The organism is Phyllobacterium sophorae (assembly GCF_003010965.1).
Taxonomy (GTDB): Bacteria; Pseudomonadota; Alphaproteobacteria; order Rhizobiales; family Rhizobiaceae; genus Phyllobacterium; species Phyllobacterium sophorae.
The window spans coordinates 118,303-132,768 of the sequence record NZ_PGGM01000015.1 but is presented as its reverse complement, the minus strand read 5'-3'; the positions used below and the strand labels follow the sequence as shown (position 1 = coordinate 132,768).

The 14,466-nt window shown below is 56.3% G+C and carries 12 protein-coding genes; all 12 read right to left on the bottom strand.

Translation table 11 applies throughout. The features are described 5' to 3' along the window. Nucleotides 1-286: 286 nt before the first annotated feature. The 12 genes from CU103_RS25465 to CU103_RS25405 all read right to left on the bottom strand — a co-directional run bounded on the left by CU103_RS25465 (nucleotide 287) and on the right by CU103_RS25405 (nucleotide 14,379). Nucleotides 287-2,935, bottom strand: a complete 2,649-nt coding sequence (locus CU103_RS25465) for a type IV secretory system conjugative DNA transfer family protein (RefSeq protein ID WP_170117126.1) — start codon at nucleotides 2,933-2,935, stop codon at nucleotides 287-289. A 13-nt stretch (nucleotides 2,936-2,948) separates the two neighbouring features. Then, nucleotides 2,949-3,986 (bottom strand): P-type DNA transfer ATPase VirB11, encoded by a 1,038-nt coding sequence (gene virB11, locus CU103_RS25460; protein ID WP_106666825.1) that lies wholly within the window; start codon nucleotides 3,984-3,986, stop codon nucleotides 2,949-2,951. Further along, complete coding sequence (gene virB10, locus CU103_RS25455; RefSeq protein WP_106666882.1) at nucleotides 3,983-5,344, bottom strand: type IV secretion system protein VirB10; 1,362 nt, start codon at nucleotides 5,342-5,344, stop codon at nucleotides 3,983-3,985. The genes virB11 and virB10 overlap by 4 nt, the downstream gene beginning before the upstream one ends. Nucleotides 5,345-5,355: 11 nt before the next feature. Further along, nucleotides 5,356-6,195: a TrbG/VirB9 family P-type conjugative transfer protein gene (locus CU103_RS25450; RefSeq protein ID WP_106666824.1), complete on the bottom strand. Its 840-nt coding sequence runs from the start codon at nucleotides 6,193-6,195 to the stop codon at nucleotides 5,356-5,358. Beyond that, nucleotides 6,192-6,887 carry a VirB8 family type IV secretion system protein gene (locus CU103_RS25445; RefSeq protein WP_245449003.1) on the bottom strand — a complete coding sequence of 232 codons (696 nt, stop codon included), beginning with the start codon at nucleotides 6,885-6,887 and terminating at the stop codon, nucleotides 6,192-6,194. Before CU103_RS25445 ends, CU103_RS25450 begins: the two co-directional genes overlap by 4 nt. Nucleotides 6,888-7,057: 170 nt before the next feature. Further along, nucleotides 7,058-8,095, bottom strand: a complete 1,038-nt coding sequence (locus CU103_RS25440) for a TrbL/VirB6 family protein (protein ID WP_106666823.1) — start codon at nucleotides 8,093-8,095, stop codon at nucleotides 7,058-7,060. 244 nt (nucleotides 8,096-8,339) lie between these two features. After that, a complete protein-coding gene (locus tag CU103_RS25430; protein WP_245449002.1) occupies nucleotides 8,340-9,125 on the bottom strand; it encodes a conjugal transfer protein in 786 nt (261 codons plus the stop codon). Nucleotides 9,126-9,156: 31 nt separating this feature from the next. Beyond that, the gene (locus tag CU103_RS25425; RefSeq protein WP_106666821.1) at nucleotides 9,157-10,326 is read right to left on the bottom strand and encodes a lytic transglycosylase domain-containing protein; all 1,170 of its coding nucleotides are present in this window, start codon (nucleotides 10,324-10,326) and stop codon (nucleotides 9,157-9,159) included. Further along, on the bottom strand, nucleotides 10,307-12,814 hold the full coding sequence (locus CU103_RS25420) for a VirB4 family type IV secretion/conjugal transfer ATPase (protein ID WP_106666820.1): 2,508 nt from the start codon (nucleotides 12,812-12,814) through the stop codon (nucleotides 10,307-10,309). Before CU103_RS25420 ends, CU103_RS25425 begins: the two co-directional genes overlap by 20 nt. Before the next feature lies 1 nt (nucleotide 12,815). After that, nucleotides 12,816-13,145, bottom strand: a complete 330-nt coding sequence (locus tag CU103_RS25415) for a VirB3 family type IV secretion system protein (RefSeq protein WP_106666819.1) — start codon at nucleotides 13,143-13,145, stop codon at nucleotides 12,816-12,818. Nucleotides 13,146-13,162: 17 nt separating this feature from the next. Beyond that, nucleotides 13,163-13,486, bottom strand: coding sequence for a TrbC/VirB2 family protein (locus CU103_RS25410; protein WP_106666818.1), 324 nt, complete (start codon nucleotides 13,484-13,486; stop codon nucleotides 13,163-13,165). After that, on the bottom strand, nucleotides 13,483-14,379 hold the full coding sequence (locus CU103_RS25405) for a lytic transglycosylase domain-containing protein (protein ID WP_245449001.1): 897 nt from the start codon (nucleotides 14,377-14,379) through the stop codon (nucleotides 13,483-13,485). The genes CU103_RS25410 and CU103_RS25405 overlap by 4 nt, the downstream gene beginning before the upstream one ends. Between the last annotated feature and the right edge of the window lie 87 nt (nucleotides 14,380-14,466).

Genomic DNA, 14,466 nt, shown 5'->3' with positions numbered 1-14,466 from the left:
TCTATAGAACGGCGGCGCTCTCGGATGTTGGCCAAAGCCAAGTCCCGTTGCGGATGGGAGATCAGGCCTACGTCGGAGGCGCGGGAACCGGCTTCAATGAGCGGAGGGGAGGACTCTACCCAAGCAGCTCGAATTGATACCGACATCAAAACCGGCAATAGCGACCAAGCGCAAGGGCGCTGTATTCGTGCTTTCTGATCGCGGAATTGAATTTCGTGTCTGCGGGATGACAAGCGGCGCCACGCATAAGGACTTGTACGAAATTCAGGTGTGGCCGAGGCGGATGTCACTCGCTTTTCTGCCTTGGCCAGTCTTCCTCCTGCAATGGATCGGAAACTGCCATCTCGAGTTCTTCGAAGGCTTCTTTCGGCTCTGTTTTGATGGATTGCCTGGCAGCGTTGACAAGGGCCATGATTCCGGCATTGATTTCGAGGGGGTCTGCATTGTCGGTTTGGATCGTGCCATCCAGAAGACCATCCGGCAATTCCCAATGATCATGGTTGCCGATCCCGAACCCCTCACGGAGTTCTTCTGCGGTAATGATGGGCGAACCCACCATAGTGTTGTCGACCACGACAACATTCTCGGCGCGCTCGAAATATTTCTCATTCAGGGTCTTTTCGCGAACTCCCTCCCAAGCCTCTCCTCGCAGCGCCTTCATATCAACGAGATCGGTTTTCATTTCTTTGTCGGGCTGATTGTCTTTGCGATCCCGGCCTTCACCATCGCCTATTAGTGCCGCCGCTAAATCGACACCGGCTTCCCGCAAGGGATTAAGTCCAAGACGTTGTCGCAGACCATCCAGCGTGGAAACATATATAGTTGATCCGTCCTTGTTGAACCTTGCGCCCTCATCGATGCCATCAGTTTCGATGATTTCCATTTTCGGCCGAGGCGGGTTCTTGCACTTCGTGTAAGCACCGAAGCGCAGGTCGTCACTGCCTTCGACCTTAAGCACCTTGAATATCGGCGCCCCGGCAACATGCAGGATCGATTCCTCCGGTTTCAGCATCATCAGATCGGAAACCGAGAGGAGATCCTTTTGCACCGGCATCATCGAAGCCTGTCGATCGCGGCGGCCATGCCGGTATGTGTAAGATGAGGTTGGCAGCCATTCCGTGGTCTTGCCGGCGATGGAAGAAATGTATTGGGCGTCCCGCGGGTTCTGAAAATTCATGTAGAGCTTGATCGTCGATGATCCGGCTATGATCTCGCGGCCGGTTTTCTCATACAGGCGTTCGAGCTGCGCACTGTCCTGCAAGATCGAGACAAATCGGATGCCGTATTTTCGCATCAGCGGCGCCTGCGTCAGGATCGTGTCCAACCGGCCGGCATTGCCAAATTCATCAAGCATAACCATCACATCATGCTGGTTGTCGCGCAATGGTCCTTGCTTGATAAAAATGTCCATCGTGGTTTCAATGAGCAGAGAAATGAACCGCTCAAAAATACGCACAGACTGAAGGTCGACATCGAGGAAGATTGCCATCTTGCGATTGCGGATATCCTTCAGCGGTATCGTTGTCGCCGACAGCATTGCCTCGAGGTTTCTGTTCTGGAGAACGTCGATCTTGGCGCCAATCTCGGCCGCAATGCCCTCGCCCAGCTTATCATGACGGCCGCGGAATTTGTCGAGCTGCATGCGCGTCGCATCGCTCAGCGTATGTTCGTATTTTTCCATCAGCTGGGTGATCGCCTCGCGCTCGTCCGGCATCGAGCCGAGGATCCGTTGCAATTCGCCCAGTGTCTTGCGCGTGTCAGGACATTCGATGATGAACGCCATCAATGCGGTCAGCAGAATTCGGGCGCTTTCCTCCCAAAAATCCGAAGCATCCGAGCGAACCCGCTCCGGCATGATCATCAAGGAGAGCTTCTGCAGATCCGTTATGCGTTGAATGGGATCCGAGCTGATAAAGTCAAACGGATTAAAGCCATCGGTTTCGTTTTTGCCCGGCGCAATCACATGGACACTATAACCATCCGCCGAAAGCCACCCGGCCATGTCCTTGAAAAGCTCGCCGCCGAAGTCGAGGACGAACATCGATCCGCCAAACCGCATCATGGATGGTATAACAAGGCTACGTGACTTGCCTTGACCTGGCGAGCCGATCACCAGCACATGCTTGTCACTGTCATCGACCAGCAACAAACCCTGCCTGGTTCCGAGAACCACGCCGCGCTTTTTGCGCAGCCCGAAATCGGCTGCATCCGTCAATGTGCCCAGTCGCGCCCCACCATAAACCATCCGGCCGCGCTTCTGGATTGCCAGGCCCACAGGAAACCCGATGCCGGCAATTGCGGCCAGAAATGCCAGAACGCCGGCACGCCGGATCTTGCCTGGAGCCTTGACCACAGCGCCGGACGGATCGATCAACCCGAACGGGGTCGTTGCCATTGCAAGTGGCTTTTCGAAATAGAGTTTTGCAAGATCCGTTCGCTTTTCAAATTCGGTCGCCACCACGTAAAAGACGACGGAATAGACCACGACGGCTGAGACGCTAAGAAACTGACCCATGATGACGATACCCACCAGTCGGCGGGTCGATCGGATATGCAGCAGGTACAGGATGTGACGCGAGAAGGCCCGGCCGCCCTTGAGCATCCACAATACCAGGACGGTGAACATGAGCGGGGCAGCGAGCACCAGGGCGAGGATGAAAATCCCGGCGGTATCGCGCCGTCCAATCAGCCCCCAGGTGGATTTCACCACGTCTGCAAAGGGAGCTACCAGCGCGTAATCAAAATAGGACCCTGTGCCGAATGAGGTGACGTATATGTCATAGAGGAAAAGGAATAAGACCAACCACACGGCGAAGGCGGTCAGCAAGGCAAATGGAAATGTCAGCCAGGATTGCCGCCGGATGCGGCCCCATCGTGCCGGTAAATCAAGCTCCGTGAAAAACCGCTGCCGAAAGCTCAGCATAGCAGTCGACATGCGACCGTCTCGCTTAACGGTGTTTGCGCTTTCCATTTTGATCAACCTCATCGGCGAAAAAGATTTCACTCAGGCCCCGACCGCCATGTTCATCGCCTTTTTTCAGCTGCACCACGATTGGGACGATGGACTTGATGTAACTGATGATGTCAGCCCGATCCATGCGGACACCGCTATTCAGCACCAGTGTCGAAAGCCGGTCAAAGGCATGGCGCGGCGAGTTGGCGTGGATCGTTGTCATCGATCCCGGATGACCGGTGTTGATGGCATTGAGGAAGTCAAAAGCTTCCTCGCCTCTGAGCTCGCCCATGAAAATCCGGTCCGGGCGCAGACGCAATGCAGCCGCAAGCAGCGAAGTCATGCTGACCTTGGCGCGCCCCTGGTCCCCTTTCGATGCGGTCAGGGACACAACATTTTCCTGCATTGGTTCAAGTTCGGGCGCATCCTGCATCATGACGAACCGTTCGTTGCTCGGGATCGCCGTCAACATGGCATTGAGGAATGTGGTTTTACCGGTGGACGTGCCCCCACTGACAATCATGCTTCTATGACTGCGTGCTGCGATTTCAAGGAACTGACGGATTTCGCCCGCCTGTAGCAAGCGCGACAACTCGATATCGACCTCGTCAATGAAATCGTCGCCGGCAACGCGTGTCCGCTTGAAGGCGCCGGCAGCGCCGTAATCCTCGAGAGTCATGCGCCGAAGCACCTGCTTGCGGATGGAAAAACAATGGCCGGTTACGGACGTCGGATTAAGGACATATTGAATGCGCTCGCCGTCCGGCAATGTGGCCGACAAAAGCGGGTTTTCCTCATTCACCACCTGGCTTGAATGCGCGGCCGTGCGCTCCGCCATCAGCGCGATCGCCGCGCTGTCCAAGCCTTCGACAGTGTGTTTTTCCATCTCGAGCGTTCCCGATCGTTCGATCCAGACTTCGTTCGGTTTCTGGCACGAGATTTCCACGACTTTGCCGTCCTCCAGGAATTCTCGAATGGGCGCCAGGGCTTCTTCCAGAAAATACCGTGCCGGATTGTTAAGATTGGCATTCATTTTCTGATGCGTGCCTTCCGCAGCCGTTCGAATTCCTGCCGCACGGGATCCGGGTAAAGATCGGAAAAATCGAGATCGCGGGTAACAAACACGTTGATCTCCGCCCCTTGATCGACGTGAATTGTCGGCTGGATGCTGTTGCTATCCTTGAACGCTTCGGCCGCCATTTGCTGGATACCGGCCGCGACAGTTTCTGCAGCGATCTGCTTTGGATTCTCGCCCGACGAATTATTGCTGGAGGGAACCGAAATCACATTGCCGGTCGAGGAATCGATGACCGTGACGTTTTGATTACCGTTGTCGTCACCGAGCGCCGCCACGTACTGTGCGAAGCCGCCAACCATCGTCAACAGGGCTGGCGGACCGAACCGCTCCCAGTATTTTCGATCAACCTTGCCGGTCAACCCCGAACGCCCCAACGCGTCCGTACCGTAAGAACCGAGTTGCACCGACACACCATCGGCGCGGATCATGCGCGTCCACACGATGAAAATGCGTTCCTGACCGCGCGTGACGCCTGTCTTGTAATCGCCGACAAGCGAGGATCCGGCCGGAATCAGGATGCGCCGCCCATCGAACGAATAAACATCCTGCCGAACGATTGCCTTCACCATGCCGGCGAGATCGGAATTGATGGCTGTTTCCAGGGTTCCGCGGATCATCGACCCTTGCGGGATCCACGCGTCCGGACGTTTATTTTTGTTCGCCACAGAGGTTTCAAAACCGGCGCCGCCCATTTGCGACAAGAAGGCGCGATCAGCATCGGCTACCCGGCCGCCACCACTGCCATTCCCACTGCCACCTGCTCCGTCTTCGCCTTCCATCCCGCTGCCGTCCCCAGCAACCCCGTTGCCGCCACCGGCCATTGCCGCAGCATTGGTACCGGCATTACCGGCATCGATGACCACGACGTTGGAACGAATGCGCTCAAGCAACTTGCGCTGGCGTTCGAGCTCGATGCATTTCGGATGTGTTGCCTTGTCAGTGGCGTTTTCCTCGCAATCCGGCTCGCGCACTTCTACCGGCGCGGCCTCAAGCACGGGAGCTTGTTCTGCCGGTGGCGGCGGTGGCGGCGGAGGGGGTGCGGTCGGTACAGTCACGGTGGGAATTTCCGGGGGCGGAGGCGGCACGAATGCCTGCTGCTGAGGTGAGCGAACCGGCACGAATTCCTCCCCTTGCGGGGGCTCCGACGGTTCGACCTGTGCCCCGTCGTCTATGAACAGAAAATAGCCAATCAATCCGAATCCGAGCACCGCAAGGACAAGGGCCAACATCCGGCCGCCACCAACGGACGATTTCCTAACCGCAACTCCCGGTCCAGTGCCGGTCTCCAACGACTGGTAATTTGGATCGCTCATCGGCCCACCCATCACCTGACACTTTGATTAGAGGATGATTGAAAGGGCGTTCCTGCTCCAATGCGCCGTGGCGCGACAGCGCCCTCAATCGGCGCAGGCACATCAGCCGGTGCCGTGCGCAAATTGAACAGGCAGGTTTCCGTCTCGGTTCCATACCGAAGCGTCCACTGACGGGAGACAGTGTCGACCACGATGTAATCGCCTTCACGCCTGTAATTGATCAGGCTTTCCCGCCGTTTCCCGTCCACGGTAAAAATGGCAGGGACATCTCCGGTGAATTTCATAAAAGTCTTGATACCGTCATCAAAGACCCAGGTCGGCTTGGCACCGTCGCCGCCCTTGAAACCGTAATCGAAATTCACCTTGTCGCGGCGAATGTTCCTCAGGTTGGGGCTCTTCGTCGCCTCCTCGGCCTGACGCCACATTTCCGCCGTGCCACGTAATCCCGCTTCCTCGGGATAGGTGAATTTTACCTTGTAGGTCTGTTCCCGCTTCGACTTCGTCGTATTGACCTGCAACTCAAAGGAGTAGGTGCGTTTCGATGTAATGACCGACATATTGGTCGGCGCATCTTTTTCGATCGGTTTCAGGGTCAATGCCTTCCTGTTGGCGGCAACGACGATCTGCCATGAGATCGTGTCACCCGCTGTAACCGTCAGAATTTCCTCATCGGCACCAAAGAGGATCGTGGTGATCAGGCCATATGTCCCCGTAACGACCACCACCTGTTCGGCTGAATAGGGAACGTTGCGAACGCGCGGATCGGAGCGCCCGGGTTGAGCGACCAGTTCAGCGGATGCCGTAGATAGTTTCAAAGCCAGTATAAAACATGCAAGTCCAGCTCGTTTCATTGACCAAGCCCACCCGGCATGCTTTCAGGCACTTTCACATAGTCGGTAACAACAAATCCGAGCGGATTGAACAATCTCACGCGATTCGACGCCGGCAACTGCAATTGCCTGTAACGGATCGTTGCCGACCACCGATTGACAACACTGCCGCCCTTGACCCGTTCCCTGGTTTCGAAGCGTACATTCATGGTGTTTGCGTTCAGGGGATTGACCGAAAGGATTTCCGGCCGGATCTCACCATCGGTCCCGATCATGGCGACAGGTCCGCGCGGATTGGAAGGGTTCATGAGCTCTTCGTAGGCTTTAAAGGCTGCGCCATTCGGATCTGACCACAGCCCTACCATGTCGTAATTATCGGCTACATAACGCGGATCATAGGTCTCGCGTCGCAAGACATAATTGCCGACAAAGGAGGCACGGACGGCTTGCTGTTGCGTCACCTTATCGTTGTCCTGATCAAGGGTCGTTACCGTCTCCATGTAGCCGGTGTTCTTGTCGACAATGAGCGGCACCACTTCCGATTTCACCAGCGGGAACATCTGCGAAATGGTGAAAGCCATGATGCCCGCTAAAGCCCAGCCCGCGATCGCCACGCCGAGCAGAATGACGGCGATCATTCCTTTCAGGCGACCATTGCGCGACTGCCACGTTTCGCCTTCCCGATAGATTGCCTCTAAATCATTGCTCGCCACACGAACCCCCGAATTTCCCACAGATCCCGCACGAACAGCAGTAGAGTGGAATCCACAATCGCGTAAAAAATCACACTCTAGTTGCTAACGCGAAACGGCTAGAAAGGCCAGAAAAACTTGCATCGCCACGGTCGTTCTTGGCTAACGCTACGGATTAGCGAGAACACACCCTATCCATTTCCTCCCCGGATCCGCGCAGTCAGCTGCCGGGAAAAGGCACTTGCTCCTCGCGCCCCGCGTGCGACACCCCTCCCCATCGTTGTTGCTCCGGACGCCATGGAAGCGCCTCCCGTTTTTACTGCCGAGGCGGTGGCGACTGCTCCTCTGGCAACCTCCATGGCGCCACCGCCACCCATCCCGCCAATGCCAAGTGCAGTGCCAAAGGCAAACGTCTGTGCAAAATCCGGGACCCTGTAGACAAAAAACCCGATCAGCAGCAGATAGCAGGCCAAAGCGACAACCTTGGCGACAACTCCGGTGTTATCATAATCCCCGCTGCCAATTGCCCCCATGATCTGATCGAGGAACGAGAATGACAGCCCCAGGATGACGTAGGTGAAGAGCAGCATGAAAAAGCCGAAAGCCAGACCCTTCAGCCACGATTCAAAGACAAATCTGGTTTGAGAAAAAAAGTAAGCCATGATGGCGAAAGGCCCGATGGCCAGCATGATTGCGGTAATGAATTTCCCAAACAACGTAACGCCGGTCAAAATGAGCAAAAGAGGGATCAATCCGATCAGCATAACCGACATCGCCAACAGGCCGATGATGTTTGGTGAGACCCATGAATCATTTGCGCGCATAATCTCGGATGCGAAATTGTAGCTCTTCACCGCTACATTTTTGACGAGACCGGCCATCCCATTGTTTGCAATGTCGATGCCACCCATTTTCGATGCGATAGCCGCTCCGATCTGCTCCGGCCCTTTGATAAGCACTTCACCGATAAGATCGTTAAAATCTGGCCACGACATGATCAGCGAATAGGCAAATACGACCTTCAAAGCGGTAACGGCTGCATCCTGGATGCTGCCGCGTGTATAGCCGAGTGCAACGCCCAGGAAATAAAGCGAAACAAACAATGTAAAAAGCAACGTGATCAGTTGGCGATTTTCCGCAAGCACGCCCCAGGCACGACCGATACTTTCGCCGTTGACCCTATCAAAAAAGGTCATCGCATCCCCGTAGAATGTAACGAGCAGTTCCATGATTGAGCACCAAATCGGCTAAAAGGTCAGAATTGATTGACGGACCGCATCGGGCCGCAGCCATCCCCGGCGGCCAACTTCTCCTGCACCTCAAACATCGGCGCCGATGGTTGCTTTTGGGTTTCATGGTAGGCAGTTGCCCGGACTGGATTTTCATCCGCCGAGCACTTCGCCAATTTGTCCTTATGCGCCGCGCAGGATGAAATCCCTACGCAGCCCACGATCAGAATAATCGCTCTTTTCATTATTGACTTTGCTGCTCCTGAAATGCCTTCAGCTGTGATCCGACATCATTGCCTTGCGGCCATCTGCCTGAGCCGGAGGCACTGATCGGAGCAAGTGCCTTGTTCCGCTCTGACATTGCAGCAACGCCCGCGCGCTGTTGTTCCGATAGCAAATGAACCTGATTATTCAAGGATCCCACCGCTTCATTCGTGGTCTGATTTCCCTGCAAAACCATTTGCGTGTTTTGCTCAAGCGCGCCTTTCAGGTCTTGAGCCCGCCCGATCTGCTCGGTCGCGCCTTGGAATGAATTCGTCCGCTGCTTTGCCGACGAATTCATGGCGTCCGTCAACGCCGTCATCGTCGTCAGCGTCTGGACAGCCTGGTCATAGCTCTTGCTGTTGGCCGTCGCCCCGCCCCTGAACTGATCGACAAGTGATTTGATCAAATTGAGTCCATTGATCAGCTGCGCGGCATTGTTCTGGAACACGCCGCCAATGCCACCGAATGACGCCTGGTTCCCTTGCCGGATGGATGCAAAATCCGGAGCCTGGCCAATCGAGAACCCGTGACCGGTTGCGAGATTCGAGAATTGCGATGCATCCTGTGTGCGATCACCTGTAATCGCCTGCAGGGTTCTCGTCGTGTTGTCCTTGACGATCGAGGTGTCCGACTGAATCTGCCGGGACAGCTCCTTGATCTGCATTGACTGCTTGATGTTTGCCGCGTCAGTCACGGGAACCTGCGCATGTCCTGTCGTTCCCATCAGGGCGACGATAGCCAAGGCACTCAAAATACGTCTCATCATGCTATCCTTTTCACAATGAAAAATAATTCTCTCAATCCTGCGGCCTCGTTTCGACGATCGCGACCAACCCGCCGGTATCGCCGTGCTGCACGTCAAAAGTCGCAACGCCGTTGTTCGCCTGTGCCTGACTTTGCAACTGTGCCAGCCATTCGCGCACCTGGTCGTTCGTCATGGCCGTCGGCATGGCGTAACAACGCGTTGATCCAAGACTAAGCACACCCGACGGGCACTGGATTTCGAGGGGAGTCATGGCGCCGAAACCGGGGTTTTGGCCGCCACTACCCGCACCCTTGACGCTGTTCGACATGCTGCGCACACCTTCAAGTGACGCCTGATTGTATTTTTGGTTTGCCTCGAGCGATTTCCTGACCAGATCATTGATGACCTGCCCGCGCGCCCGTTGGGCTTCAGTGTTACGATCCCATGCCTTTTTCAACTGTTCGCCGCACCCGCCAAAACCGTTGCCGACAACGGTCTGGGCTATTTCTGACCCGCCTGGTCCGAGATCACCATCCTTTGCCTTGAACGACTTAAAATTCGCCGAGACTTTCTGCACGTAATCCTGCGTTTCCGGAATATTCGGGATCCGCCCTTCCCGCAGCGATTGCCGGTTCGAGCCGGCATTGTATGCGGCTGCCGTGAGGTCCAGGCGTCCGCCGAACTTGTTCAAATTCTGCTTCAGATATCGTATGCCCCCACGAATATTGCCCTCGGTATTATAGGGGTTAACGCCCAATTCCTGGGCAGTACCGGGCATCAATTGCATGACGCCGATCGCACCGACGGGAGAGCGGGCATTCTGGTTGAACCGCGATTCCTGTTGCGCGAGCGCCAGCGCAAAATTCGGATCAACGGCTTCTTCCTGTGCGATCCTTTTCACCATGTCGGCTACTTCCTGCCGGCTTTGCGGTACGTTCGAATTGCCGGTAACAGTGGAATCGCCGCCCATGCCGGCATCAGAACAGGCGTCAGGCGAACCCGATCCCTGGCCCGGCGCGAAACTGTCCGTCACACCGCCGGAACCGCCTCTGAGCTTGCGCATGTCCTCGGTGTAGCGGTTGTACCAATTCTTCGTCTGTTGCTGAATGTTCTCGCGAACACCGTCAATGACCGGCACCTGCGCATAGCCCGCCTGCGTCGCAAGAATTGCAACGGAACAGACCATGAAGGACACAGTCTGCTTAAAGCCCGCGGCGTTCATGGTCGCCCCCTTGGTTCTCCGCCCAGCCGCAAAACCTGGCCAGCCAATTTTTCGGATCATCCCCATACATTTCGCGCAGCCCTTCGCATTCCCTGACGGTCGATTCCCGGCCGCTCAAGACCTTCACGAAATCCATCATGTGCGACATGTCGAGCCGCGCGATCACCGAATCCTTTGCATGCTTGATCAGCATGAACCGGCTCGCCGGATCAGCATTCTTGACCCATTCGAATTCCGCCTGGGACAACCCGAAATGCTTGCGATAGGAATTGGCGTCGGCCTTCGAATTGCCGAAGAAAATGTTGGTCGATGTCTGCTCGATGATCGTGCGCCCGACCTTGGAGTCCACCACGTCCGAGGCCGATTGCGTTCCAAAGATCACAAGGCCGTTGCGCTTACGGATCGTCTTGAAGTAGTCCTTCATGAAATCAATGAACACTTCATCGTCGAGCAGCCGCCACGCTTCGTCCATCAGGTTGATGACGGGCGAGCCGTCATAGATCTCGTCGAGCCGATGGAACATATACAGAAGCGCCGCCGTCCGCACCGTCGGCTCTTCCAGAATGCGGGTCATGTCGAAGCCGGTGCAGCTCGATGACAGATCCATGTCATCGGTTTCATTGTCGAACAGCCAGGCGTTCGGGCCACTGCCAATCCACTTGTCGAGCCGCACCGACAGACCGCGATCCGTACGGTCGCGCCCCTCAAAAAGTGTCTTCAACGATGACAGCCGCCGCATCGCCACATCGCGGGTTTTCATAATGGTCTTAAGAGAGCTTTCAATAATGCTCTCTTCCTGTGCCGTCAGGTTCGTCCCGTTCTCAGGCTTGAGCATGTAGCTTAACAACCGCATGAGGAATGACCGGTTTTGCGGCGTATTCGGCAACATCAAGGGGTTCCAGCCCGACTGCGCACCGGGATCGAGTGTCATGTAGTTGCCGCCCACGGCACGCACCATCGGATCGAGACCGCGATCCTTGTCGAACACGACCGTCTTCAGCTTGCGGTCAACCCGGTGCGCCTGAAGGATCAGGAACCCCATGACCACGGTCTTACCCGAGCCTGTTGGGCCGAAAACCGTCGTATGTCCGACGTCGCGCTCATGGAAATTGAAGAAAAATGGCGTTCCCGAGGTGGTCTCGAAAATCGTGATCGCAGATCCCCAATGGTTGCCGTCAGGACGACCATAGGGATAGGCGTGGAACGAGGAAAAGCCGGCGAAATTCAGGGTCGAAATCACCGCGCGGCGCGCGATATAGTCGTGATTGCCCGGCAACTGCGCCCAATAGCACGGTTCGCAATTGAAATCTTCGCGGATATAGGAGGCGCCGATCGACCCCAACTGCGCGCCGACTTCCGCCACAGCCTCATCGAGCTTGGGAACAGATCGTCCAATTGGCATCACTGTCAGATGATGTTCGGCAAAGGCGACCTCCTTGCGCGCCAGCTGGTCGCGCGCAATCATCAGATCCTCCTGCACGGTCGAACCGGCTTCGTCCGCTTTCGATAACTGCCGATCCAGCCGATCGATTCGGCCACGAGCCACCACATCGTCAAGGAACGACAGGGACTGCGTGACGATCATTTCATGGGGAAGCTTCAGAACATAATCCAGCATGCCCGCACCCGTTTCCGGAGGATATTCTTTCAACGATACGATCGCGCCGAACCGCTCATCGTCGCCCGAGTGGCCCTCAAGGTGGATGGTGCGATTGCCAATGGAGGTGCGTTGTGCCGGCAAAAGCTGGTCAACGGAGAGTGCGCCAAGCCGTATTGGCCGCACGCGGCCACCATTCAGCAGCGTATGGAAAAATTCCGATTGTTCGGAGAACCAATAGCGTTTGGTTTCCTCCGGCGAACCCTGTTCCGGCACGACATCGCGGTAGAGATGCCTGCCATCCCCAAGGATGACCTCATACCGCTGGACGTCTCGCAGAACTTTGGGGCCATAGGCATCAAGTGCCTTCACAAGTGCGGTCGTCGCCTCGACCAGCTTGTCGCGCATCATGCGCATGGAGCGCTCCTGCGATCCTTTGCCGGTTGAGAAAACCCGGGACCGCGCCGATCCTTGTCTGAACATCGGGCGAATGACGAGCGTCACGTAGATGTCGTTGACGAACATCTCATTGCGCGAGATATGGCGCTGATAGACCTCATCCATCCGGGTTATGAACGGATCAGAAAAGTCCGCGGCAAGCGACGGCTTCACCTTGTGGCGGATCACATGGGTGTAAATCGAAAAACTGCCGATCGACGCGATCGAGCGGAACGCCGTGTTCCGGTTTTTCTGCAACAGATTGATAGTGTCAATGTCGGCGGTTTCGAACGAAAAGCCATTCAACTTGATTGTTGAAACGAGACAGCCATTCTTGGTCCTGACGATCCCGTTCTCGATCGGACGCAGATAAGGCACATGCGTAGAAATCGACTTGTCCGCAAAGACCTGCCAGCCCTTCACCAATGATGATTTCAACGCCAACGAGACCATATCATCCCCCGTATGTCCGCACACCGCCGCCAATCTCGCGGCCGACCGGATTGATCCCGCAGGCAGACTGTTTGAACAGAATATCGAAAAACCACAGGTCACCCTTCACGCAGAGGACGTACAGAATCGAGTGAAAAATTGCCAATGCTGCCGGCAGCCACAGGATCGACCCCATGACGAGGTAGATCATCATCGCGGCAAAGCCTTCCACGCACACGTAAAGATACGGCACACCGAGGATGGTCGGCGGCCGTGTCAAAGCGAGGATGATGGGGAACGTCGCTATGTGCTCGTCCCCCTCTTCAGTTTCATTGTAGTAGCGGTCCGCCATTCCCCCGCCCTTCTCTCTTAGTTGCCCGCAAGGAAGTCGACGAGTTCCGCAGCAGCGAACATGCCGGCAAGTGCACCGCCCACCCGAAGCAAAGCACCCCAGGACCAAAATCCAAAAGCAGCGGCAAGGAACATGCCGATGAAGGCCATGGCGCCGACCGAACGACCGAACTTTCCGGTGAAGAACTGGACCAGTCTGTCCGCTGCGCTTTCCAGCTTTTGCAGGCTCTGGGCTGCCGCAGGATCGATGTGCGAGAGGAACAGAATTCCAAGGCAGATCATCAGCATAAAACTGTGTACGAGCGTCCTTCTGAACGCCATGGATCCAAGAACCGCTTTCATTGTCTTTCCTTTTCGATACGCACCGGCCCTGACGGGTCAGATCTTGCTTCCACAATTTCCTCGACATCACGCTTCTCACCTTCGCTGGCCGAGTAGACCAGCATTGACGATGAAGCCCGCGTCACTTTTCCTGTCTTCGGCTTTAGCGGGACGCTCGCAGCTTTGCCCGCCGACGCAAAAGCCTTGTCGTTTCTTGAAGCACCGGCAACGCTCGGAGGGGTATATGAATTGGTGTAGAGGCCGACGACCCTGGTCACGTAGTCCGCCGTCTCCCGGATCAACGGGAGCGATGCGCGGACATCGACTTGCGGCTCTCCGGCGTTGTAGGCACTGGCGATCAGAACCGGATTCCGATACTTGCGGGTCAGCGCCTTCAGGAAGCGCGCACCCGCCCGAATGTTCTGTGCTGGATCCGTCAAATCATGCACGCCGAATGCCTGGCCGGTCGCGGGCATCACCTGCATCAGCCCGATTGCACCGGCAGGACTGACGGCAACCGGATCAAACCCGGCATTCTCCACATGCATAATGGACAGCATCAGATTGACATCGACGCCCTCTTGCCGCGCGATATCCTCGACCATCTGCGCATATGCTTCGGGAACGCCCTCCAGCAAATCCGACCGTGGGCGGTGTTCCACCCTTTCTGGCACGACAGAGGCGATTAGCGCGGGATCAATCGAGGGAGATGCACTATTCGCAGTCAATTGTGGCTGAGGGCCAAAGCCAAACACGGTCATGTTCGACCGAATTGCCATTTCCTTCCGGCTTTCGGGTCCCGTCATGTCGCTCGGGCCTGCCGACAGGCCGGTGTTGGCCGGATCCGACACCGCGGCAACCCTGACGGCGGTTGCGGTATCTGCGGGAGGCCCAAAACGCTCTGCTATGGGCAAGGAAAGCGCCTCTGGGCGCGCTATAGCCGCTCCCATTGGCGCAAAACTCGGAGCGGCTTGGGGTCCTCGCGGATCTTCAACTTGCGG

Excerpts from the sequence above, each read along its gene's own strand:
- CU103_RS25465 (WP_170117126.1), bottom strand. The coding sequence starts at position 2,935 with ATGTCGACTGCTATGCTGAGCTTTCGGCAGCGGTTTTTCACGGAGCTT.
- virB11 (WP_106666825.1), bottom strand. The coding sequence starts at position 3,986 with ATGAATGCCAATCTTAACAATCCGGCACGGTATTTTCTGGAAGAAGCC.
- virB10 (WP_106666882.1), bottom strand. The coding sequence starts at position 5,344 with ATGAGCGATCCAAATTACCAGTCGTTGGAGACCGGCACTGGACCGGGA.
- CU103_RS25450 (WP_106666824.1), bottom strand. The coding sequence starts at position 6,195 with ATGAAACGAGCTGGACTTGCATGTTTTATACTGGCTTTGAAACTATCT.
- CU103_RS25440 (WP_106666823.1), bottom strand. The coding sequence starts at position 8,095 with ATGGAACTGCTCGTTACATTCTACGGGGATGCGATGACCTTTTTTGAT.
- CU103_RS25430 (WP_245449002.1), bottom strand. The coding sequence starts at position 9,125 with ATGATGAGACGTATTTTGAGTGCCTTGGCTATCGTCGCCCTGATGGGA.
- CU103_RS25425 (WP_106666821.1), bottom strand. The coding sequence starts at position 10,326 with ATGAACGCCGCGGGCTTTAAGCAGACTGTGTCCTTCATGGTCTGTTCC.
- CU103_RS25420 (WP_106666820.1), bottom strand. The coding sequence starts at position 12,814 with ATGGTCTCGTTGGCGTTGAAATCATCATTGGTGAAGGGCTGGCAGGTC.
- CU103_RS25415 (WP_106666819.1), bottom strand. The coding sequence starts at position 13,145 with ATGGCGGACCGCTACTACAATGAAACTGAAGAGGGGGACGAGCACATA.
- CU103_RS25410 (WP_106666818.1), bottom strand. The coding sequence starts at position 13,486 with ATGAAAGCGGTTCTTGGATCCATGGCGTTCAGAAGGACGCTCGTACAC.